23 protein-coding genes and 1 tRNA gene are annotated in these 22,700 nt (G+C 59.5%); 6 read left to right on the top strand and 18 right to left on the bottom strand.

What is annotated here, in order from left to right; all coding sequences use genetic code 11:
- Window positions 1–102 precede the first annotated feature (102 nt).
- A complete protein-coding gene (locus VOI22_RS06210) occupies window positions 103–540 on the top strand; it encodes a glyoxalase superfamily protein (RefSeq protein WP_323795689.1) in 438 nt (145 codons plus the stop codon).
- A gap of 88 nt (window positions 541–628) precedes the next feature.
- Here the strand turns inward: VOI22_RS06210 and VOI22_RS06215 are convergent, their stop codons facing one another.
- From VOI22_RS06215 to tpiA, 5 genes are all read right to left on the bottom strand, one after another.
- Window positions 629–2,032: a tetratricopeptide repeat protein gene (locus VOI22_RS06215; RefSeq protein ID WP_323795690.1), complete on the bottom strand. Its 1,404-nt coding sequence runs from the start codon at window positions 2,030–2,032 to the stop codon at window positions 629–631.
- A 16-nt stretch (window positions 2,033–2,048) separates the two neighbouring features.
- The gene (gene kdsA, locus VOI22_RS06220; RefSeq protein ID WP_323795691.1) at window positions 2,049–2,891 is read right to left on the bottom strand and encodes a 3-deoxy-8-phosphooctulonate synthase; all 843 of its coding nucleotides are present in this window, start codon (window positions 2,889–2,891) and stop codon (window positions 2,049–2,051) included.
- 34 nt (window positions 2,892–2,925) lie between these two features.
- A complete protein-coding gene (locus tag VOI22_RS06225; RefSeq protein WP_323795692.1) occupies window positions 2,926–4,560 on the bottom strand; it encodes a CTP synthase in 1,635 nt (544 codons plus the stop codon).
- A gap of 102 nt (window positions 4,561–4,662) precedes the next feature.
- Window positions 4,663–4,977, bottom strand: a complete 315-nt coding sequence (gene secG, locus VOI22_RS06230) for a preprotein translocase subunit SecG (RefSeq protein ID WP_028464880.1) — start codon at window positions 4,975–4,977, stop codon at window positions 4,663–4,665.
- Window positions 4,978–5,098: 121 nt separating this feature from the next.
- The gene (gene tpiA / locus VOI22_RS06235; protein WP_323795693.1) at window positions 5,099–5,845 is read right to left on the bottom strand and encodes a triose-phosphate isomerase; all 747 of its coding nucleotides are present in this window, start codon (window positions 5,843–5,845) and stop codon (window positions 5,099–5,101) included.
- 175 nt (window positions 5,846–6,020) lie between these two features.
- On the opposite strand from tpiA, the gene VOI22_RS06240 reads away from it, so the two are divergent.
- Complete coding sequence (locus tag VOI22_RS06240) at window positions 6,021–7,940, top strand: SurA N-terminal domain-containing protein (RefSeq protein WP_323795694.1); 1,920 nt, start codon at window positions 6,021–6,023, stop codon at window positions 7,938–7,940.
- Window positions 7,940–9,448 carry an anthranilate synthase component I gene (trpE, locus tag VOI22_RS06245; protein WP_323795695.1) on the top strand — a complete coding sequence of 503 codons (1,509 nt, stop codon included), beginning with the start codon at window positions 7,940–7,942 and terminating at the stop codon, window positions 9,446–9,448. The genes VOI22_RS06240 and trpE overlap by 1 nt, the downstream gene beginning before the upstream one ends.
- A gap of 98 nt (window positions 9,449–9,546) precedes the next feature.
- On the opposite strand, the gene VOI22_RS06250 is transcribed toward trpE, so the two are convergent.
- A complete protein-coding gene (locus VOI22_RS06250) occupies window positions 9,547–10,749 on the bottom strand; it encodes an MFS transporter (protein WP_323795696.1) in 1,203 nt (400 codons plus the stop codon).
- Window positions 10,750–10,895: 146 nt separating this feature from the next.
- On the opposite strand from VOI22_RS06250, the gene VOI22_RS06255 reads away from it, so the two are divergent.
- Window positions 10,896–11,168, top strand: a complete 273-nt coding sequence (locus VOI22_RS06255; RefSeq protein ID WP_323795697.1) for a hypothetical protein — start codon at window positions 10,896–10,898, stop codon at window positions 11,166–11,168.
- A 66-nt stretch (window positions 11,169–11,234) separates the two neighbouring features.
- Window positions 11,235–11,723, top strand: coding sequence for a hypothetical protein (locus VOI22_RS06260; protein WP_323795698.1), 489 nt, complete (start codon window positions 11,235–11,237; stop codon window positions 11,721–11,723).
- A gap of 44 nt (window positions 11,724–11,767) precedes the next feature.
- Here the strand turns inward: VOI22_RS06260 and VOI22_RS06265 are convergent.
- The 7 genes from VOI22_RS06265 to VOI22_RS06295 form a co-directional block, all read right to left on the bottom strand.
- Window positions 11,768–11,844: transfer RNA gene (locus tag VOI22_RS06265), tRNA-Pro, on the bottom strand.
- An 86-nt stretch (window positions 11,845–11,930) separates the two neighbouring features.
- Complete coding sequence (locus tag VOI22_RS06270; protein WP_323795699.1) at window positions 11,931–12,446, bottom strand: MerR family transcriptional regulator; 516 nt, start codon at window positions 12,444–12,446, stop codon at window positions 11,931–11,933.
- Window positions 12,447–12,466: 20 nt separating this feature from the next.
- A complete protein-coding gene (locus VOI22_RS06275; protein ID WP_036553124.1) occupies window positions 12,467–12,778 on the bottom strand; it encodes an integration host factor subunit alpha in 312 nt (103 codons plus the stop codon).
- Window positions 12,779–13,021: 243 nt separating this feature from the next.
- Window positions 13,022–14,008: a beta-ketoacyl-ACP synthase III gene (locus tag VOI22_RS06280; RefSeq protein ID WP_323795700.1), complete on the bottom strand. Its 987-nt coding sequence runs from the start codon at window positions 14,006–14,008 to the stop codon at window positions 13,022–13,024.
- Window positions 14,005–15,069 (bottom strand): phosphate acyltransferase PlsX, encoded by a 1,065-nt coding sequence (gene plsX / locus VOI22_RS06285; protein WP_028464871.1) that lies wholly within the window; start codon window positions 15,067–15,069, stop codon window positions 14,005–14,007. The genes VOI22_RS06280 and plsX overlap by 4 nt, the downstream gene beginning before the upstream one ends.
- A 142-nt stretch (window positions 15,070–15,211) precedes the next feature.
- Window positions 15,212–15,769, bottom strand: coding sequence for a YceD family protein (locus VOI22_RS06290; protein ID WP_323795701.1), 558 nt, complete (start codon window positions 15,767–15,769; stop codon window positions 15,212–15,214).
- A gap of 73 nt (window positions 15,770–15,842) precedes the next feature.
- Window positions 15,843–16,382 (bottom strand): ubiquinol-cytochrome C chaperone family protein, encoded by a 540-nt coding sequence (locus tag VOI22_RS06295; protein WP_323795702.1) that lies wholly within the window; start codon window positions 16,380–16,382, stop codon window positions 15,843–15,845.
- Window positions 16,383–16,592: 210 nt separating this feature from the next.
- On the opposite strand from VOI22_RS06295, the gene VOI22_RS06300 reads away from it, so the two are divergent.
- Window positions 16,593–17,045 (top strand): outer membrane protein assembly factor BamE, encoded by a 453-nt coding sequence (locus VOI22_RS06300; protein ID WP_028464868.1) that lies wholly within the window; start codon window positions 16,593–16,595, stop codon window positions 17,043–17,045.
- Window positions 17,046–17,106: 61 nt separating this feature from the next.
- Here VOI22_RS06300 and VOI22_RS06305 read toward each other — a convergent pair whose 3' ends face one another.
- The 5 genes from VOI22_RS06305 to nusB all read right to left on the bottom strand — a co-directional run bounded on the left by VOI22_RS06305 (window position 17,107) and on the right by nusB (window position 22,700).
- Window positions 17,107–19,203 (bottom strand): sodium-translocating pyrophosphatase, encoded by a 2,097-nt coding sequence (locus tag VOI22_RS06305; protein WP_323795703.1) that lies wholly within the window; start codon window positions 19,201–19,203, stop codon window positions 17,107–17,109.
- Between the two features lie 220 nt (window positions 19,204–19,423).
- Window positions 19,424–20,623, bottom strand: a complete 1,200-nt coding sequence (locus tag VOI22_RS06310; protein ID WP_323795704.1) for an MFS transporter — start codon at window positions 20,621–20,623, stop codon at window positions 19,424–19,426.
- A gap of 91 nt (window positions 20,624–20,714) precedes the next feature.
- Window positions 20,715–21,188, bottom strand: a complete 474-nt coding sequence (locus VOI22_RS06315) for a flagellar basal body-associated FliL family protein (RefSeq protein WP_323795705.1) — start codon at window positions 21,186–21,188, stop codon at window positions 20,715–20,717.
- Window positions 21,189–21,208: 20 nt separating this feature from the next.
- Complete coding sequence (gene thiL / locus VOI22_RS06320; RefSeq protein ID WP_323795706.1) at window positions 21,209–22,195, bottom strand: thiamine-phosphate kinase; 987 nt, start codon at window positions 22,193–22,195, stop codon at window positions 21,209–21,211.
- A 1-nt stretch (window position 22,196) separates the two neighbouring features.
- A complete protein-coding gene (nusB, locus tag VOI22_RS06325; protein WP_323795707.1) occupies window positions 22,197–22,700 on the bottom strand; it encodes a transcription antitermination factor NusB in 504 nt (167 codons plus the stop codon).

Raw genomic sequence — 22,700 nt, forward strand, 5'->3', positions numbered from 1 at the left:
AATCCCCGGCGTTCAGACGATCAAACCGATGTCTCCGGCATGCGGGAATGGCAAGGCGAGCACCATTCACTTTCCGCATGTCGTGATGATGAAAGGTTTGTCATGTCCGACACCGAAACGCTTCCCTCTATCGAAGAGCTTAAATACAGCGCCTGCGAATTACGCCGGGATCTAGCGGCACAGGGGATCATCATTTCCCATAGCCAGTCTCTTGAACGAATTGCCCACGACACGGGCTTCAAGGACTGGAACAGCCTGTCAGCGGCTGCCTGCAGGCCAAAGGACCAATGCCCGGTATCCAAAGGTGACCTCGTCACCGGCCGATATCTCAGCCAGCCCTTCACGGCAACGGTGCTGGATGTCAGTGCCGCCGAAATGCACGCTCGCTTCCGCGTCACCCTGCATTTCGACGAGCCCGTCGATGTCGTGTCGTTCGAGAGTTTCTCGTCTTTCCGCCAGCGCGTCACCTGCACCCTGACGCCTGACGGCAGGACACCGCAGAAAACCTCAAACGGCGCGCCGCAGTTGGTGCTGGACTGAAAGACGGTCTCACACCCTCACCGTCATCCCGACCTTCATCGGGATGGCGGCTAATAATTTAGGATGAGGCGATAATGGACGTCTGCCGTCAGGCCTGCGCGAGCAACTCGGTCGCGTGGGTCTTTGCGGTCTCTGCCTCTGGCGTATCCTCCAGCGAGTCGCCGTAGCGCTGCCAGCTCCAGGCACTGTTCGGCTTCCGGGTTGTCCGTTCGGCCAGCAGGGCGCGGGCGATGCGGGGATCGTTGCCTTTCAGGCTCGCGTCCACGAGCATTTCCTCGAAAACGTCGCGCTGGGCATGGCTTCCGCCGATCAGGCGGATGTCGTAGCGAACCGGCCAGATCAGCGAGACAGCGCGCGACGGGTTGCCGGTGCGGATCGCGGTCATGGCGTCAGCCAGGACGAGGCCAACCTTTTTCGTGACCTTCGCCTGGGTCTCGTCGCGGGTGCCCTCGTCGTCCGCGTAGGAACGCAGTTTCTCGACCAGCTCGCCCGCCTCTTCCATGCGGCCAGCGCCAAGCAGTGCCATCAGGTAATGCAGGCTGACGAAAACCAGTTCGTGGTCGTCCAGATGGTTCTTGGCGAGCTCGGCCAACGCGGACCAACGCTCTGGGCCGACCGAGATGCCGTAAAGCTCAAGCCGCCAGAGCAAGGCCGCTGCATTCACCACGTCGAGATACTGGTCAGCCTCAAGGTCGCTGGCGACCTGGCTGTCATAGAGCTCCAGTACGGTGTCAAACTCGTAGCGCTCCAAATGGAACAGCGTGCGGTGCCACCAGACATGGAAGCGGAAATTGTGGACGGAACTCCAGTGCGGCTCGAGGTCCCGGATCCAGTCGATCCCTTCCCGGTGCCTGCCTTCCATCTCCATGACATGGGCCACGGCATGGACGCTCCAGGCATCCTTCGGGTCGATATCAACGGCTTCGCGGGCCATCCTCTCTCCCCGGCGGTAATCGCCGGACTCTTCGAGCCCGAAGCCATACATGCCTATCAGGTTGCCGTAGAGCGGGTGGGCACGGTCCCAGGACGGCAGCACCCGGGCGACGCTGTCCCGCATCCTGGTGCCGTCACCCGCATAGAAATGCGCGAAGTGGGCCAGCCGGAGGGCGAGCATGTCGGTCGGGTGGTCGAGCAGAACGCTCTCCCACGCATCCGCCGCACCGTCGATATTGCCGGCGCACCATTTGTCGAGAGCGGTCAGGTGGCCCTGCTCCCGGTCGGTGATGGCTATCCTGGAAGAGAGTTCCTTAGCGGTGCCGAGCGCCTTGTCCGCCCGCAAGGCCATCGCCTTGGTGCCGAAGAGCTTCATGAAATAGCCCTTGGTCACATGCGCGAGAGGCATGTCCGGATCAGCTGCCAGGGTGCCTTTCAGGCGGTCACCAACATCGCGGGTGAAGCGGACATAGCCTTCAACGGTTCCGCCGAAGGCTGCTGCGGCCTCCTCAGAGGAGGCTGTGACTGAAAGTCCGAGACCATCCGAGAAAACCGGCATTTTCCGCTCCTGAGGCTTATTCGAGAGAGATGGGATTCGCTTTCGCGAGAGTATCGAATGCCTTCAGAGTTTCGAGCAGTGCACGCATTTCCGCAAGGGGAACCATGTTCGGCCCGTCGCTCGGCGCGCTCATCGGGTCCTCATGGGTCTCGATGAAAACGCCCGCGATTCCGAGGGAAATCGCGGCCCGTGCCAGAACGGGAACGAATTCACGCTGGCCGCCGGACGTACCGCCCTGCCCGCCCGGCTGCTGCACCGAATGGGTCGCGTCGAAAATAACAGGATAGCCGGTCTTGGCCATGGTCGGCAGGCCGCGCATATCGCTGACCAGAGTGTTGTAGCCAAAGCTGGTGCCGCGATCCGTCAGCAGGATGTTCTCGTTGCCGGAGCTGGCGACCTTCGCCGCGACATTCGGCATGTCCCAGGGCGCAAGAAACTGGCCCTTCTTCACATTCACTGCCTTGCCTGTCGCCGCGGCGGCCAGCAGCAAGTCAGTCTGACGGCACAGGAAAGCTGGGATCTGCAGGATGTCGACATGCTCGGCGGCAATGGCGCAATGGGATGGCTCATGCACATCAGTCAGCACGGGGCAGCCGAATTTCTCCCGCACCTCGGCCAGGATCGGCAGGCCTTTTTCCATGCCGATACCGCGATCGGAGCCCGCACTGGTCCGGTTCGCCTTGTCGTAAGAGGATTTGTAGACAAAGCCGATGCCGAGCTCATTACAGAGGCCGGTGAGCGCCTCAGCCATCTCCATCGTATGCGCCCGGCTCTCCATGGCGCAGGGACCGGCGATCAGCGCAAAGGGCTTGTCGTTCGCGAAACTGACGGATCCGACAGAGACGGTCTTCGCAGTCATGGGGTTCTCCAGAGACGCCGCACGGCGCCCCCCCCTAAACGAGGCGGGACTGAGTGACGGCGGCTTCGATAAAGCTGGTGAAAAGCGGATGCGGATCGAACGGCTTCGACTTCAGTTCCGGGTGGAACTGCACGCCGATGAACCAGGGATGCCCCGGCAGCTCGACGATTTCCGGCAGCTCGCCATCCGGAGACAGGCCCGAGAACAGCAACCCGGCCGCCTCCAGTGCCGCCTTGTGATTGATGTTCACCTCATAGCGGTGCCGGTGGCGCTCGCTGATCATCTCGCTGCCGTAGATCTCACGCACCTTGGAATCGGCAATCAGGCGGCAATCATAGGCACCGAGCCGCATGGTACCCCCGAGGTCACCGTCCGCCGCGCGCTGCTCCGTCTCGTTGCCGCGCACCCATTCGGTCAGCAGACCGACAATCGGAAGCTCGCACGGACCAAACTCGGTCGAACCCGCGCCTTCCATTCCGGCCAGCGCACGAGCGGCTTCGATCACCGCCATCTGCATACCGAAACAGATCCCGAAATAGGGAATTTTGTGCTCTCGGGCGAAAGTGACTGCCTTGACCTTGCCCTCGGCGCCGCGCTCACCAAATCCACCGGGTACCAGGATGCCGTGGACATCCTCAAGCCGGTGAATGGTGTCGTCGCGCTCGAATATCTCGCTGTCGATCCAGTCCAGCTCCACCTTGACCTTGTTGGCGATACCGCCATGGGTCAGGGATTCCGCAAGTGACTTATAGCTGTCCAGCAGGCTGGTATACTTACCGACAACGGCAATCTTAACAGTACCTTCCGGATTGCGGACGATCTGTGTGATATCGGTCCAGCGGCTCAGATCCGGTTCCGGCTCGCCCTCTTCCAGCAATCCGAAATGGCGGCAAACCTCAACGTCGAACCCGTCGTTATGATAGGCGACCGGCACGTGATAGATCGAATCGACGTCGAGCGCCGGGATCACGGCTTCCGGGCGTATGTTGCAGAACAGAGCGATCTTGCGGCGTTGCTCGACCGGGATCTCATGCTCGGAACGGCACAGCAGGATATCCGGCTGGATACCGACGCTCTGCAGTTCCTTGACCGAGTGCTGGGTCGGCTTGGTCTTCAGCTCACCGGCCGAAGCAATCCACGGCACCAACGTCAGATGCACGAAAAGGGAGCGTTCACGGCCAAGCTCGTTACCGAGCTGACGGATGGCTTCCAGGAATGGCAGGCTTTCAATGTCACCGACCGTGCCGCCGATCTCGCACAGCACGAAATCCTCGTCGCCGAGGTTCGACTTGCAGAATTCCTTGATGGCGTCGGTAACGTGCGGAATGACCTGGATGGTGGCGCCGAGATAGTCGCCGCGCCGCTCTCGCGAGATCACGTCCATATAGATCTGGCCGGTGGACACGCTGTCATTCTTGGTCGCTGAGACCCCGGTGAAGCGTTCGTAATGGCCGAGATCGAGATCGGTTTCCGCGCCGTCGTCGGTGACGAAGACTTCGCCGTGCTGATACGGGCTCATGGTGCCCGGATCCACGTTCAGGTAAGGGTCGAGCTTGCGCAGACGGACCTTATAGCCGCGGGCTTGCAGGAGCGAGCCGAGAGCCGCCGAGGCGAGACCTTTGCCGAGGGAGGAAACCACGCCGCCGGTGATGAAAATAAAGCGAGACATGGAGCTGCGTTATATCCGAATTGATGAAACTGACATAGACAAAACGCGCCCGTTCGCCCGCCCGTTTTCGAGCGGGGCGCGGAACACGCCGGAAACTAAGAGTTATTCAGAGACTGGAGCTGCAGGGCCAGTCGGAGCCGCAGGCTCGGAAGTCACCGGAACCTGGTCGGCGATCGAGCCACGATTGTTCGTTTCAGCGAGAATCGCGAGCAGGATGCTGGTGCCGAAGAAGCAGGCGGCGAGAATTGCCGTGCTGCGGGTCAGCAGGTTGGCCGTACCGCGCGCGGACATGAAACCGCCACCAGCACCGCCGCCGCCACCGATGCCTAGCCCGCCGCCTTCGCTCCGCTGCAGCAGAACGACAATGACAAGGGCCAAAGCGATCATCAGATGAACGACAAGCAGGACTTCGATCATGGTTCTTTCCAGGCTCTCTTTCGACGCTGCGACATAGACGCGCCCCGAAAGGCATAATCATTGAAGCCGCGTTTTAGCTTCCCCGCCCGCGCTTGGCTAGGGTGAATTCTGTTTCGCTGCTTTACGCTGCAGCCGCGGCGATGGCGAGAAAATCCTCCGCCTTGAGGCTGGCGCCGCCGACAAGGGCCCCATCGACATCCTCAAGCCCGAGGATTTCCAAGGCATTTCCCGGTTTCACGGAGCCGCCGTAAAGCAGACGAAGTTTATCTGAGCCGCCCAGAACACTTCCGGCCACCTGTCGCATATGGGCATGCATGGCGGCTATGTCATCCACGGTCGGCGTCCGGCCGGTGCCGATGGCCCAGACAGGCTCGTAAGCAATCACGATCGTGTCTTCGCTGGCCGATTCGGGAACCGAGCCGCGAATCTGACTTCCGACGACCGCTTCGGCTTCGCCCGCATCGCGCTGTGCTTCGGTCTCTCCGACACAGATGATCGGCGTCAGTCCCACAGCCAACGCTGCCGCAGCCTTCGCTTTAACGATCTCATCACTTTCAGCGTGATCAGCCCGTCGCTCGGAATGGCCGACGATTACATAGGCTGCGCCGAGATCCTTGATCATTGCAGCCGCGATATCGCCGGTATGGGCTCCGCTCTCGTTCATATGGCAATCTTGCCCGCCGACTGAAACCGCACTGCCCGACAGCTTTGCCGCTACCGGCGCGATAAGGGTCGCCGGAGGGCAGACCAGCAGATCAGCCGCAGCCCCCGGCGCCACGCCTGAGGCCAAGGCAGCCGCCAAAGCCTCGCCATCGGCAAGCAGCAAATTCATCTTCCAGTTTCCGGCGATCAGGGCTCGGCGCGTCATCTCAGTCTCTTCCCTTGGACTTGAACGAATGGCAAGTCCGGCTTAGCACAGAAGGCCCGTCTGAGGGAGGCTGGAAATCATCGCAGAATTGCGAGTTGCAGCGAGGATTGCCCCGCTTCTATTATGCGCCTCCCCGCAGGGGGCCGTGAAACCCGAAAAGGCCGCGACGTTACTCATGCTTCAACTGATCCGATCCCGCGTCACATCGATCTTCGTCAAGGCGCTGTTTGTTCTGCTGATTGCATCCTTCGCTGTCTGGGGCATCGGGGATATCTTCCTCGGCTCGCCGACCGGCAAGGCTGCGATCGAAGTTGGCAGTGTCGAAATCACCACAGCCGAGGTGCTGGACGAGTTCGAGCGCGTACGGCGCACGACCGGCCTGCAGATGACCGCCCAGGAAGCTGCCGAGATTGGCCTCCTCGAACAGGTCATGGACGATCTTGCCAACCGCGCCCTGTTCATCGCCGAAAGCAATGACCTCGGTCTTGCCGTCGGAGAGGACCTGGTCCGTCAGCGTATCGGCGAAATGCCGGCCTTCAAGGACCAGACCGGCCAATTCAATCCGGATCTCTTCCGTCAAGTGCTTTACCGCGCTCAACTGAGTGAGGACGGGTTCGTGCGTTTGCTGCGTGAGGAAATCATGCGCGACCAGATCGTCAACGCAGTGACCGCCGGTGTCGAAGCGCCGAAGGTCGTGACCGATCTGCTCTACCGCTACCGAAACGAGCGCCGCGTGGCCAAACTGGTTACTCTCGATGTGAAAAGCCTGCCTGAGCCGGCAGCACCGACCGACAGCGCGCTCGACAGTTTCTATAACGAGAACAAGGAAAGGTACCGGGCTCCGGAATATCGCTCCGCGACCGTCCTTTCCCTTACTCCTGAGGCATTGGCTTCCGATATCGAAGTATCGGAAGATCGCCTGAAGGAAGCCTATGAAGTCCGCCTGGACGAGTTCCGCACCGACGCGCGGCGCACGGTCGATCAAATCTTCCTCGCCGATAAAGAGACAGCAGACAAAGCCTCTGCCGCTCTTAACGAGGGGCAGAGCTTCGAGGCAGTCGCCAAGGACATCGCAGATTTGCCCGCCGGCGCGCTGTCGCTCGGGACGATCACCCGCGCTGATCTTGATGGGACAGCCCTCGCCGATTCGATCTTCGGCGCCGAGCTGAATGTACCGACGGCACCGGTCGAGAGCGATCTGGGTTGGCATATCTTCCGCGTGACGAATATCGCCGAGGAGAGCACACAGCCCTTCGCCGAAGTGAAAGACCGTCTCAAAAAAGATCTCGCGCAGAACGACGCTCTGGACCGGATTTTCGAGATCGCCAATCAGATCGAAGATTCATTGGCCGGCGGAGATACCATCGAGGAAGCCGCGAAAGCGGTCGATGTCGATGTGCAGACTTTTGCCGCGCTCGACAATCAGGGTCGGGATGCCGACGGTAATCAGGTCGATGGAATTGCTCGCGATCCCTCCTTCCGCACGTCGCTTTTCGCAACGCCGCTGAACGATCAGAGCCAGCTTGAGGAAACACGTAACGGCGGGTATTTCATCCTGCGCGTTGACGGCATTTCCGAATCCGCCATCCGCCCGCTGGACGCCGTGAAAGAGCAGGTAAAGCTCAATTATATGGAAGAGCAGCGGGCCGCCGCGAACCTCGTACGGGCGCAGGAGCTGGTGAAGGCATCCGCCTCCAGCGGCCTGGTGGCAGCTGCCGAGCAGGCTGGATACGATGTTGTCACAACCGAGCCCTTTGCCCGCACGGGCGACGGTCTTCCGGAAGGTGCACCGGCTGATGTAGCGGAAATCGCATTTGGCCTGAAGATCGGCGATATCGGCATGTCCGAAGATCTGACCCAGGTCTATATCACCGAGCTTTCCGTGATCCAGGACGCCGAACTGAGCGACGAGGCCGAGGGTCCGCTTGGCCAGCAGCTGAAAGCCGGGATTGCATCGGATGCCGTTGAGAGTCTCATCGCCGCTCTGCGCAAGACTCACGACGTGTCCATCAACCCTGCCCTGCCCCTCAGCGTCATCGAGGGTGTGGGCCTGAGTGGCGGAGCTTCCCCGCAGCAAAGCGGCGGGCTGTTCTAATGCAAGTTTCACCGGAACTCGTCCCGTTCTCCAAGACTTACGCGGACGGGGCGCCTCAGGTTGTCTGGACCACGCTTGTGGCGGACCTGGAGACTCCGGTGTCGGCGATGATGAAACTGGCCGAACGTCGGGCAAACTCGTTCCTGCTGGAATCCGTCGAAGGCGGCAGCGTGCGCGGCAGATTTTCGATTATCGGTCTGCGGCCCGACGTTATCTGGAGGTTCAAAAAGGACCAGGCGGAAATCAACCGGCAGGCCCGGATTGATCCGCACGCCTTCGAACCATGCTCTGAAGACCCTTTGACCTCATTCCGCAGCCTGCTTGCGGAATCGGAATTCGAGCTTCCCGAGAACCTGCCGCCTATGGCCTCGGGCCTGTTCGGATATATGGGGTATGACGCCGTTCGGCTGGCGGAACGCATCCCTGACAAGAACCCCGACGATCTTGGCGTTCCCGATGGATTGTTCCTCCGCCCGACGATCATCTGCATATTTGACCGGCTAGAGGACGTCGTCACCATTGTGACGCCCGTGCGGCCGAGCGAGGGTATGTCTGCGGAAGCAGCCTATGACGCCGCGCGCGCACTGCTGGCGGACGTGCTGCAGGATTTCGACCGGAACCTGCCCTTAACCCGGCAAGGCGTTGGCGAAGCGACACCGTTGCCCGAGCCAACCTCGAATACGACGCACGAGGAATTCCACCAGATGGTGGAGAAGGCCAAGGACTATATCGCCGCCGGCGACGCGTTTCAGGTCGTGCCTTCGCAGCGTTTCTCCGTGCCGTTCAAGCTGCCGCCATTGGCGCTGTACCGCTCTCTGCGCCGGCTCAACCCATCACCGTTCCTGTTCTATTTCGATTTCGGCGATTTCTCGATCGTCGGTTCAAGCCCGGAAATTCTGGTCCGCGTGCGGGACGGCGACGTCACGCTGCGCCCCCTCGCCGGCACCCGCAAGCGCGGTGCCACGGCCGAGGAAGACAAGGCACTAGCCCAGGAACTGTTGTCCGATCCCAAGGAGCGGGCCGAGCATCTGATGCTGCTGGACCTCGGGCGGAACGATGTCGGACGGGTCTCCAAGATCGGCACGGTCAAGGTCATCGAGCAGTTCGTGATAGAGTATTATTCCCACGTCATGCATATCGCCTCCCATGTCGACGGCAAACTGCGGGACGATCTAGATGCACTCGACGCCCTCTGGGGCGGCTTTCCGGCCGGAACAGTCTCCGGCGCGCCCAAGGTGAGGGCGATGGAGATCATCGACGAGCTTGAGAAGTCACGGCGCGGCGTTTATGCGGGTGCGGTCGGCTATTTCAGCGCCAACGGCTCAATGGATACCTGTATCGCCCTCCGTACCGCCGTGGTGAAGGACGGCACCATGTACGTCCAGGCTGGCGGCGGTGTTGTCGCGGACAGTGATCCGGAAGGCGAGTATCAGGAATCAGTGAACAAGGCCCGGGCCCTGTTCCGCGCCGCCGAAGAGGCCGTTAAGTTCGCGGCTCGCACGAGCTGACGAACTGTTTCATATACATCTTGCGGCCACAAAAAGCGTCATAAAACGTTAGAATTTCAATATGAAACAGTCAGTTAAAGACTCTTTCTAAAGCTGCCCTATTCCGCCGGCTCGGCGGCCAGTTCCGGTGCCGGCGCGTCTTCCGTCGGCAGCAAAGCTGCCGCGGCAAGCGCTGTCACAGCCAGGGCACCCAGGATGAAGAACAGCCACTGGAAATCACCGGTTACGCTGTAGACCCAGGCGAGCAACGGCACCGCGCCCGCGGAAACACCAAGTGTCAGCAGGAATTTCACACCGAACGCCGTGCCTCTCCAGGCCGGCGGCGTGAAGCGGGCGAACAGGGCGTTCTCCGTCGGAACGGCGATGGTATTCGACAGGACCATGCAGATGGCGACCGGGAACAACAGCCAGCCGTGCAGCGATGCGACAATCACCAGCAGCGGGACCTGCAGAATCCAGGCAGTCACATAAACCCGCTTCTTGTTGAACTTGTCGGCCAGCCATCCGCCAGCGATCTGCGCCCCGCCGGAGCAGAAATAGATCGCCGAGACCAGTAGACCGATCCCCACAAGCCCCTCTCCCGAGCCCAGGCGGTCCTCGAACAGCTTCGGCAGGGCAAAGGACGTTGCCTGGTAGATCAGGCCCGAGCAGCACACCGTAACAGCCAGAGCCAGCGCGCCGCGCCGCATATCCTTACGGGTAGTCTCGGAAGCCATGGGCGCACCTTTGCGCGTATCGCGCTCGATCCACCCCTTCCAGACACCGACAGTCAGAAACAGGCCCGTCAGGACGCAGATAATCCCCGGGATGATGAAGGCCAGTCGCCATGACCCGAGATCCGCGAGCAGAGCGGCAATGAGCGGAGCGGATCCCACACCCAGACTGCCGAAAACACCGTTGATTCCGAGTGCCTTGCCGCGATTGGTCACGTGCCGCACAACCCAGGCAATGCCAACCGGATGATAAATCGCCGCGAAAAAGCCAATCGCCGTCAGGCCCGCCGCTATCTGGAACAGAGATGTCGCAAATCCCGTGAGGATCGACATGGAGCCGGTGCCGAGAAAGAACACCACCATCATTCCCGTCGCGCTCCAGCGATCCCCGAGATATCCGGCCGGAATGGCGCAGAGTCCGAACAGCAGGTTTCCGAGGAACATAAGCCCGATAAGCTCATGATAGGGCGCATTGAAAACCGGCTGCAGCGCAATCACCGCCGTCGGATAGAGCAGCATGAAGAAATGCGAATAGAAGTGCCCGATGCTGGAAAAGCCGAGCGACAGGCGATCCGAGAGAGGACTCATGTGACGGTTCCACAAAAGCATGAACTCCCAATCGTCGCAGTAAGCCGATAGCGTCACAACTCTTCTTTGTGCATTTGACTCATTCCAGCAGGCATTTACGATACCGCCTGACTTGCCCGAGCGACGGGCAGCCGGGAACCATTGCAATGCCCTCAAAGTCCGACACATCGCCCCCCCGCAAAGACAAGCGCCCGACAAAGGCACAGATCTCCTGGCTCGCGCGCGGTCTTGGTGAACCTGGTGGGAAACTGCCGCTCTTCACCACGGAAGGGCAACGGGTCAATGATCGCATGGTAAAATCCTGTCTCGATCATGGCTGGGCCGAGCCCTGGTTCGAGAACCCGCTGAAACCAAACTGGCTGGTCTGTAAGATCACAGATCAGGGTCGCGCCGTTCTTAACGGCAAGAACACCGGCTAGGCGCCATCAAGTGCGACGCACGAAGCGAGAAACACCATCCTCGCAAAGCCACAGAGAGGGAGCGGAATGACACTTGAGGAATATCTGAGCACCATTATCGGCAGCAAACCCGATCAATGGCGCGCCTCGAACGTTCCGACCTTCATGCACCGCATCGTTCCGTCCAGCACGCCGGGCTCGGACTTTGAACTTCAGGAACACAATATGCTGCTGAATTTCACGGAAGATGTCAGGTTTTCAATGGCCTGGGGCTTGATCGCAAACAAAAACTACAATGAACCCTGGCTCGACAAGCTGGCGAACAAACGAGGCGACACCGTCATCCTCGACTTCCTGTTCAATGGCGCGTTGGTCTATCGGGAAAAGCTGATCGCCGTCGACAACTGGCGCTGCATTCTACCGCAGCCCCTGAACGCGGACACCCCGCCCTACAAGGTTCCGGAGCGGCGCATGCAGATCGCCAAGCTGGTGCACAGCCTAGTTGGCCCGGACACCAGTTTCGGCGCTTATTTCAAGCGCGTCGGTATGGTGCCAGCTAACATACCGTGGCCATAAGGCTGCTAGCCGACCACGGATCCATTCCGAATTTTTTAGAGATTTGGTCGGAGCGGCGGGATTCGAACCCACGACCCCTTCACCCCCAGTGAAGTGCGCTACCAGGCTGCGCTACGCTCCGACCGATCTGGAAGGGTTTCTCTAGCCCGTCGGACACCCGGACGCAAGCGCCTTCGCATCCTCCGAGTTCAACACGCCTGTCAGTGCCTAACGGCGCACCTTGTCGAGGGCTTTCTTCAGGGATTGCAGCTCACCGAGAGCCGTGCGGACCTCTTCTAACGCGTCCGTGCCAATCGGAGCGGATTCTGCCCCGGAGGCCTCTTGAATGGCGGCTTCGAGCGGCAAGGTAGGCTCCATGTCCTCACTCGCACGTGCGGCGGACGGCCCCGGAATTTCCGGATCGTACTCGCCACCTTCATCGTGCCTGAGGGCCGCACGGGCACCACCATCCTTGAGCAGTTTCTGAACGCCCTTGATGGTGTAGCCGTCTTGATACAGCAACGTGCGAATGCGCCGCAGGAGATCGACATCTTCCGGTCGATAATACCGGCGTCCGCCGCCGCGCTTCAGCGGCCGCACCTGCGAGAACTTGGTTTCCCAGAAGCGGAGGACGTGCGGAGGCACTTCCAGATCGTCGGCGACTTCGCTGATCGTACGAAAAGCGGAGGCCGACTTGCCGTTTCTACGAGTCCCAGTGCTTTGATGGTCGGTCTGCATAGCCATAAGGCGTCATGCCTCCGTACTCACCCGGCGTCTCCGCCAAGCCCTTCGTTGATCCGATTCTTGAGGACGTGAGACGGCCTGAAGACCAGGACTTTACGCGGCAGGATCGGAACTTCCTCACCGGTCTTTGGATTTCGACCGATGCGCTCCCCCTTCTGGCGAACCAGAAAGCTACCAAATGATGAGATCTTGACCACCTCGTCGCGAGACAAGGATTGCGCGATTTCCTCGAGCACAGATTCAACCAGCTCGGCAGACTCATTACGAGAAAGACCGACTTCCTGGTACACTGCCTCGCTCAGTTGAGCCCGTGTAACTGTCTTACCAGTCATTGCCACCCCCATCCTAGAGCGTCCAAAGTATCGTGGAAATTTGAGACAGTCAATTAATCTACTTATTACAGGAATTTGGAGCGGTTTTCTTAACTAATGTCGAACCACACGAAGCCCAAAATCATACTGCAAGAAAGCATTTTCGAATCGGGCTCTATCACGCTGATTTGACAGTAAATTACGGCATCAACCGCACCGTTCGAAAAGACAATTCCCGATAGATTATCGACCGCCATGCGGTATTCAGGGAGTGCCGATTCGGACCAGCCCCGCGCCCCATACGAGCCCCCCGCCGATTGCTTCAAACAGCACGAGATCGCCATTTTTCACGCGACCGTCGGCGACGGCTTCCGTCAAAGCGAGCGGAACGGAGGCTGCGGAGGTATTGGCGTGCCGGGCGATCGTCGAGACAACCTTCTCTTCCGGCAATTTCATCTTCTGCGCCATGCTCTTGATAATACGGCTGTTCGCCTGGTGCGGAATCAACCAGTCGACAGATGAGGAATCCAGACCGTTAGCCAACAGCGCCTCATCGATCACGCCAGACAGCTTCGATACTGCATGCCGGAACACTTCCTGCCCTGCCATGCGAACATGACCGACCGTCTGGCTCGACGACGGTCCGCCGTCGACATAGAGAACGTCCCGGTGTCTGCCATCTGAGTGCAGATGCGTCGACATCACACCAAAGTCACTTTCCGCCTCATCGCCTTCTGCCGCGCGCAGTACAATGGCGCCGGCGCCGTCTCCGAAGAGAACGCAGGTTGTGCGGTCCTCCCAATCAAGAATACGGCTGAAGGTTTCAGCACCGATGACGAGCACCGCGCGCGCCTGTCCGGTCTTGATGAAGTTGTCGGCAGTCGCCAGCGCGTAGATAAATCCTGCACATACCGCTTGAATATCGAAGGCCGCGCCATGCTCCATACCGAGCTTGGCCTGCACCTTCGTAGCAGTGGACGGGAAGGTATCGTCCGGTGTTGTCGTGGCGACAATGATCAGATCGATATCAGCGACGGTCATCCCTGCGCGCTCAAGCGCGCCCCGCGCCGCGTTCACCGCGAGATCGGAAGTGGTTTCACCCTCCGCCGCAATATGGCGCTGCTTGATCCCTGTCCGCTTCGTGATCCACTCATCAGAGGTATCAACGGTCTTGGAGAGTTCGTCATTCGTCATGATCCGCTGCGGCAAATATGAGCCGCAGCCGACAAGCAGAGACTTTTTCAGGGTCATGAAGCTACCGATGTCTGGCGTGTCAGGGCCGCGCTCTCGGGGTTTCCGTAAAGCGCGATCTCTTCTTTTACTTTGTCCAGGAAGTCATAACGGCACATATCCGCAGCCACGCAAACAGCATTGGCGAAACCGAACTCATCGGTGCCGCCATGGCTCTTTACGCTGATGCCATTCAGGCCAAGAAACACAGCCCCGTTGTAACGCCTGGGGTCAAGCCGCTTACGCATCTGGTCCAGCGCACCGCGGCACAGCAGGTAACCGATCCGGGCGGACCAGGAGGAGCGGAACGCATCGCGCAGGAACTGCGTGATCATCCGCGAGGTACCCTCGGCAGTCTTCAGCGCGATGTTTCCGGAAAATCCGTCCGTGACGATCACATCGACTGTTCCGGCCGTAATGTCATCGCCTTCAACGAAACCTATATATTCGAAATTCTCGGACTTGATCTCTCGCAGTTTGGCCGCCGCACCGCGTACCGCCTCACTGCCCTTTTGCTCTTCACTGCCGACATTCAGCAGGCCGACAGTCGGCTTGTTGAGGCCGAGAACCATGCGGGAGAAAATCTCTCCCATCAAAGCAAACTGGAACAGGTTCTCCGCGTCGCAATCGACGTTGGCACCGAGGTCCAGCATGCAGGTCTCGCCCCGTTTGGTCGGGAAGAAACTGGCGATCGCAGGCCGCTCGATGCCCGGACACATGCGGAGTACGAATTTAGACATGGCCATCAGCGCGCCTGTGTTTCCGGCAGACACGACCCCGTTCGCCGCACCGTCGGCAACCTGGTTGATGGCAATGCGCATGCTTGAGTCGCGCCCGGACCGGAGCGCCACGGAAGGCTTTTCCGAGGCCGCCACTTCTTTGTCCGTATGGATCAGCGTGTAGTTGCTGTTGCGAAGCCGCTTGGTCTTTTCGATCAGCGGACGCACCTTGGCTTCATCGCCAACCAGAATCAACTTGAGGTCGGGCAACCGCTCGAGGGCGATATCCGCTCCACGAACAACAATGTCAGGCGCGTTATCGCCGCCCATCGCGTCCAGGGCGAGTGTTGGACCGTCTACCATATGTTCGACATCATCCGGGCTGAAGACGCAGCCGACACGGCGCGTTTCGAAACCTCTCGGCAAATAACCTTCCACATAGACGCACCACGGGAAGGCAGGTGATCGAGGGTCATATGCAAAGGTTCACAAGAATTCAATATTTTTAGTCCCCATTGCGCAATCGATTCCGCATTTCCGACAGAACCGAGAACGGGTTTGGCACTGCTTCTTCGATGTCTTCGTCTGCCCAGACGACACCATCCGGAGCATCTTCTTCCCCCGGCTTTCTCGGATGTTCGTCGAGCAGCAGGGCTAAATTCTGAGAGAGTACTTCGCCGAGGTCAAACCCGCCGTCCTCGATTAAACCCATATTTTCATCATCCGGCGTTAGCTCAATTTCCGTATCCGTTTTCGGAGCCGCCTCGCTACTCAGGATTTCCGAGAAGGAATCCTCGATAACGGTCTCGAACGGCTCGAGAGAAACCACGGACAGGTAAGCAAGACGCGCCACGATCGTTCCATCAATGCGAACCGCCCGATCACGCCCAAGACGCTCGATGCGGGCCTTGGCCTTAAGCTCGGCTATGCCCGGCAGCCTGAAACGCTGGGCAAGAGCCTGGCACTCTTCCGGAGAAGCTTCGATATCGACATAGGTGACCCGTTTTTTCAGGTCCTTGATCCGGACCGGGCGCGAAAGTTCGATGTTCTGCGTTTTTTCCATGGGACGCGCACAATATGCTTCGGGGCGCTCACCCTCAAGAACTACAAGAGGGTAACACTCTCGGAACAGCTATTTAGGCCGCTGCGAAGGCCAGATTACCGGAAACGACTTCCGCTAGGGGGATCGTATCGAGATGCGCGGCCTGCCGCACCACATATCCGGCCATCGGCATGCTAAACGGCTCAGCCTCCGGCGATCCTCGGTAAAGGTTCCGCTGCAGCGCATCGGCAAGCTGCCGGCCGTCATCGCCCTCTGCAGCTTCCAGCCCCAACCTGTAGGCATCGAGGCGGCCATAGAACGCCTTCCCCATCTGCTTCACTTTTTTGCCGACAGACATGTCACTGACACCGATTTCGCGAAGGGACTGGTCGAGGTCGACGAACAAGGTATCGAACAAAGCCTGTGAAAAGCGCTCCGATTCGGCTCGGTCCCTCTGCAGGCGGAGCAAAACGAGAGCCGTATGCAGAACGAGCAGATCGAACCGCCCGTCCAGAGTATCCGGTACGCCATACCGGGTATAGAAATCAGGCTGCCGCGCCTGCCGAATAACGGTCTGATAGGTTTCCCTGGCCGCTTCGGCGACTTCATCGCGTTTAAAAAACTTGCTGAACACGCGGAAATTTCCAAATCCGGTTTGTATTGGCCGCAAAATGGCTGTGTAGGCCTTCGCCGTCAACGTTGGCTAAGAGGAATGTTGACCTTGGGCTCGGCGGTGCCCAAATTGTCGCCAGAAAGCCGGGCAGCGCAGCCGCCCCAACCGATAGCGCATATTTCACGGCAGCGCGAGACCTCAGGCAATGACGAGATGTAACGGAGACAGTGAGTGAGCCGCATTCCGTTCTGGCGCACCGGACTCGCCTTTCCCCTGGTTGCCCTGCTGCTTCTGGCATGCACCCCGAGGGTCGAGATTCACGGTAATCTGGTCGATATCGACAATCTCGCGGCGATCGAGCCCGGCAAGAGCGACAAGGGGCGTGTCCTTGCCCTGCTCGGCTCCCCTTCGACCGAGAGTGAGTACGGCCAGGAAACCTGGATGTATATCGCCAGGCATACCGAGCAAACGGCTTTCTTCGCCGAGGAAGTCATCGATCAACGGGTGATCTATATCGCCTTCGATGAAACCGGTGTCGTCGATAGTATCGGCCGGCTCAACAAGGAAGACGGCAAGCAGATCGAATATGTAAACCGGCAGACAGAAACTGCGGGACAGCGCATTTCCTTCCTGCAGCAGCTCTTTGGCAATGTCGGGCGCTTCAACCAGGACGTGAACCAGTAGCCAAAACGTCAAAGGCCCCGCCAAAGCGGGGCCTTTTTCGTCGTATGTCGGTTCAGAAGCCTCAGGCGGCAAGCGCCGCAAGCAGCAGCAGTGCCACGATATTGGCAATCTTGATCATTGGGTTCACGGCAGGACCGGCTGTGTCCTTGTAAGGATCGCCGACAGTATCGCCCGTCACGGCAGCCTTGTGAGCTTCCGAGCCCTTGCCGCCATGATTACCGTCCTCGATATACTTCTTCGCATTGTCCCAGGCACCGCCACCGGCGGTCATGGAGATGGCGACGAAGATCCCGGTAACGATGGTTCCCAGCAGCATGGCGCCAACCGCAGTGAAGGCCGCGCCCTGTCCGCCGATGAGATTGAACACGAAGTAGACCACGACCGGAGCCAGCACAGGCAGCAGCGACGGGATGATCATTTCCCGGATCGCCGCTTTCGTCAGCATGTCGACCGCCCGGCCATATTCAGGCTTTTCCGTGCCCTTCATAATCCCCGGATGCTCGCGGAACTGACGCCGTACTTCTTCAACCACGGCTCCCCCAGCCCGGCCAACCGCCTGCATGCCAAGCGCACCGAACAGGTACGGCAGCAGACCGCCGATAAAGAGGCCAACCACGACATAGGGATCCTGCAACTCGAACTTGACGTTCAGTTCGGGGAAATAGTGCGCCAGATCCTCGGTGAAGGCCGCAAACAACACCAGGGCTGCAAGACCGGCGGAGCCGATCGCGTAGCCCTTGGTCACTGCCTTGGTAGTATTGCCGACTGCGTCCAGCGCATCCGTGATCTCGCGCACCTCAGGTGGCAAGTCCGCCATCTCCGCGATACCGCCGGCATTGTCCGTCACCGGACCGTAGGCATCGAGCGCAACGACCATGCCTGCAAGCGCCAGCATCGTGGTTGCCGCAATGCCAATGCCGAAGACACCGGCCAGCATATGTGCCGCAATGATACCGCCGGAGATAATCAGAGCCGGAAGTGCCGTGGCCTCCATGGAAACCGCAAGTCCCTGGATCACATTGGTACCATGACCCGTTTCCGAGGATTTCGCGATTGATCGCACCGGACGGTATTCAGTCGAGGTGTAATACTCAGTTACCCAAACAATGAGACCAGTGACGACAAGACCAACGATCGCGCAACCGAAGAGCGTTTTTCCGGTTACCTCTAGGCCGTTCTTCATGACCATCGCCGCGTCCCAGCCAAGCGTCTGGCTGATCACGCCGCCAATCAGGACCGCCGACAGAACGGCGCTGACGATAAAGCCCTTATAAAGCGCCTTCATGACCTTCTTGTCGGGTCCAAGCGTGACGAAGAAAGCACCGACCACGGATGCCAGAATGCAGACCGCGCCGATCAAGAGCGGGAAGGTCAGCATCAGGCTCATGGCCTCGCCGGTGAAGAAGATTGCCGCCAGCAGCATGGTCGCCACCACGGTCACCGCGTAGGTCTCGAACAGATCCGCCGCCATGCCCGCGCAGTCGCCGACATTGTCGCCAACATTATCAGCGATCACGGCCGGGTTCCGGGGATCGTCCTCGGGGATACCAGCCTCGACCTTACCGACCAGGTCAGCGCCGACATCGGCTCCCTTGGTGAAGATACCGCCGCCAAGGCGGGCGAAGATGGAAATCAGCGAGGCGCCAAAACTGAGAGCGACAAGTGCTTCCAAAATATGCCTGAGGCCTGCTTCCGTTCCTGCATCGTAGAAATTCAGCAGGACCGCATAGTACCCGGCAACGCCGAGCAGCCCGAGGCCGACGACAAGCATTCCGGTAATCGCGCCGGACTTGAAAGCGATGTTAAGAGCCGGAGCCATGCCAACGGTGGCGGCCTGTGTTGTCCGGACATTGGCACGCACGGAGACATGCATGCCGATGTAACCAGCGGCTCCGGACAGGATAGCTCCGATGATGAAGCCAACCGCGACTGTCATGCCAAGCGTCAGCCCGAGAATGACCGCGACAACTATTCCAACGATGCCGATGGTTGTATATTGCCGGTTAAGATACGCCGCCGCGCCTTCCTGGATCGCGCCTGCAATTTCCTGCATCCGTGCGGACCCGGCATCCGCGGCCAGTACCGACCGGATAGCCCAAAGTCCATAGAGCAAGGCTGCCACCCCGCAAAGGACGACAAACGCCAAAGTTCCGCTCATATCGGAAACCCTTCTTTCCTCTTGTGCACATTTCCTCCCAGCAAGGCCCGGTCTTTACGCCGGGCTCCCGCTGGCACATCAAATCGAAGGGTGAAAAAGGCAGACAGCGGAAAGTATTTCGCCGGTCCCCGCCCCCACCTATCGAAGAGGTTGAAACCGTAGCAAAAAATCTAAGGCTGTAAAGCGAGTCTAACTGAATACGCAATTACATTTACGGTGTTTACGAGCTGGCCCTTTGGCGCCACAGAGCAAACGCGATCACTGAAGACGCCACTCCAAGCAGTGGAAGTACGCCGTAGTTCACAGCGTTCCAGCCAAAAGCGTTCAGCAGGGCACCTGATGCAAAGGATGAGGCTGTAACCGTTCCAAATACTAGGAAATCGTTCAATCCCTGTACCTTCGCCCGTTCTTCAGGCGTGTGACATTCCGCCAGCAATGACGTGCCGCCCACAAACATGAAGTTCCAGCCAATACCGAGCAATACGAGACCGAGCCAGAACCGCTCGATTTCGATACCGCTGATGTTCACGGCAACCGCGCCCGTCAGGATAATGGCTCCCGTCAGCATGACCTGACGAACACCGAATCGCTGGATCAAGGATCCCGTGAAGAAGGACGGCGCATACATCGCCAGAACGTGCCATTGAATCACAAAGGCCGCGTCGCGAAACTCATAGCCGCACCCCATGATCGCAAGCGGCGTCGCCGTCATGACAAAGCTCATGACGCCGTACCCAATCATCGCGCCGATCGCAGCGACCAGAAATGTCGGCTGACGGATGATTACGGAAAGCGGACGGACATGCACGCCTACACCCGGCTTGGCCGCCGGTGGGATACGGACGAAATAGAGAAATGCAAAGGACAGTGCCTGGACACAGGCGACGATGATGAAACAACCGGCATAGATCACCGGCGTGAACAGGTCATAGGACCATTTAGAAAGCTCCGGTCCGACCAGCGCGGCAAAGACTCCGCCAGCCAGAACCAAAGAGATCGCCTTGCTGCGGAACTCCGGACTGGCGGTATCCGCGGCGGCATGCCGGTAGAATACGGCAAAGCCCTGAAAACACCCGATCATCATCGATCCGGCGGTAAAGATCAGGAAGCTCTTCTCGAAGATGCCGTGAAACGCCGTCAACGCCCCCACGATGCCGATCGCGATACCAAGGGCAAACCCCGAGCGGCGACCTATACGGCGCATCAGGAAAGACGCCGGCAGAGTCGTCAGCATCGTCGCGCTGAATTGCAACGCCAGTGGCACCGTGGACCAGGCCGGGTCGGACGCAAGCTGTTGGCCGACAAGAGCCGTCACGGTCATGTTGACCGACATACCGGTCATGGCAAGTGCCTGGCAGATCGCCAACAGCACTACATTGCGAACCGTTGGGTCGCGATCCTCGATAGCCGAGCTGGTCATGGTTTTCGCATTTCAAAGAAACGGGGACCGTCTGGTAGCACGGCGTCGGCAAAGCGACCAGATATGAGGGAACGCGCTGGAGGGGCCGCCCCTACAACGGCCGCTCGAAAACGTTCTGGAACAAAAGCTCGACGACGACCCCTTCGCCAACGATCTCCTCGATTTTCGCCAGGAGACGCTGTTTCAGGAAGCCTCTGTCATTGACCCCCGGCTTGATCTCAAGCGAAGAAAGCGCATGCACATATTTCAGGATCGCATCAATGATCCGCACTTTCTTCAGGTTTACCAGCTCGAAATCCGCACCTGGGCGCACCTCGATCAGCAGATGCAAAACCAGGAAGCGGTCGACCTGACCATCACGGAAAATCGGAATGCTCAACGGCTCAAGGTCGACCAAGACGGTCACAGCCGGACGCTCTTCAACTTTTTCCTCTTCAGGCGGAACTTCCTGGCCCAGCATTTCCAGCACCATCGGCGGGAGCAATCCCGGCGCAAACATGGAGATGCCGAATACGCCGCCGCCGGCGAGCACGAGCAACAAAACAAGGATGACGACGATTTTCATGGCTTCATTTAACCCGCGCGTCAGGCATGGGTATAGCCCCGCCGGTCAAGCGCCATGATTTTTCCCGCCGCATCCAGTAAATCGACACCGCCGCCGGAACGCATCTTGCCGATCCGGGTCAAAGGAAGAGCAGCCTTACCGGCAAGGTTGGAAATGAGGTCGCGTGCAGTTTCAGGTGCGGTGAAGAGCAGTTCGTAATCGTCCCCGCCACTCACCAAATCCTCGGCAAGCACGGCCCCGGCGCGGACGAGTCTTTGTCCCAGGTCCGAAAACGGGACGAGCGGAAGTTCAACCTCTGCACCGCCCCCGGAAACCTCGCATATATGCCCGAGGTCCTGGAGCAATCCATCGGACACGTCGAGCCCTGCGCTGGCCACATCAAGAAGCAGATGGCCAAGCTGCGGCCGTGGCTGTGGGAGCAGATACCGGTCTGCAAGTATCGTGCGCTCGGCCTCCGAGAGGTCAAAATCCTCTCCCCGAAGCACAGCCAGTCCGAGGAACGAATCCCCGATGGTGCCGGACACATAGATATCGTCGCCTGGCTGCGCTCCGGCGCGGGTCAAAGCCCGATCCGCAGGAACCCAACCGAATGCCGTTACGGAAATGGACAATGGTCCCGGCGTGGAGACGCTGTCCCCTCCGAGTAACCTGATGCCGAATTCCGCGTGATCCTCGGCCTGCCCCCGGGCAAACCGCTCGATCCACGCCTCCGGATCCACCATGCCGCGCGGCAAGGCCAGAGTGATCGTGTAGCCGTAAGGCTCGGCCCCCATCGCCGCGAGATCAGAAATATTCACCCTGAGAGCTTTACGCGCGACGCGATCAGCCGGATCGTCTGCCAGAAAATGAACACCAGCAACCAGCGCATCGGCCGTGACGGCCATGCGCTTGCCGGGCGGAGGTGTTACCAGGGCGGCATCGTCGGTCAGGCCCAGCGCATCGCTCTGGCCTTCGACGAGGGGGGAGAAAAAACGCGCAATACGCTCGAACTCGCCGAGCCTCGACATGTTATTCGCTTTCGGAGCCGGCCGGAGCGGGCCCCTTTTCATTCTCACGAATGGTGCGGGCGATCCGGTCCAGAACGCCATTGATGAAGCCTGGCTCTTTCTCCGCGAAGAATCCATGCGCCACATCGACATATTCCGAGATCACGACCGCAGCCGGCACGTCGCCATGTGTCAGAAGCTCATGCGCGCCGCACTCGAGGATATTCCGGACGATGGTCTCAAGCCGATCAATCGACCAGTCCTCGGACAACGCCCCTGAAATAAGCCCGTCGACCGTCTCCAGATCCGACGTAACCCCGGCAGTGAGCCGTTCGTAAAAGGCAGGGTCCGCAGGGCCGAAACTCTCGTTCTCGTCGCCGCCGGCAAGGCGCAGTTCCTTGAACTCCGCGATCACACGCGGCGCCGGAATACCGGTAATCGCCATTTGATAGAGACTCTGAACCGCAGCGAGACGTGCCGCGGTGCGGCGCTGGCGTTCCGGGAGACGATCTTTGGTAACTGTCAT

Origin of the sequence: Nisaea sp. (assembly GCF_034670185.1) — a bacterium.
GTDB lineage: Bacteria > Pseudomonadota > Alphaproteobacteria > Thalassobaculales > Thalassobaculaceae > Nisaea.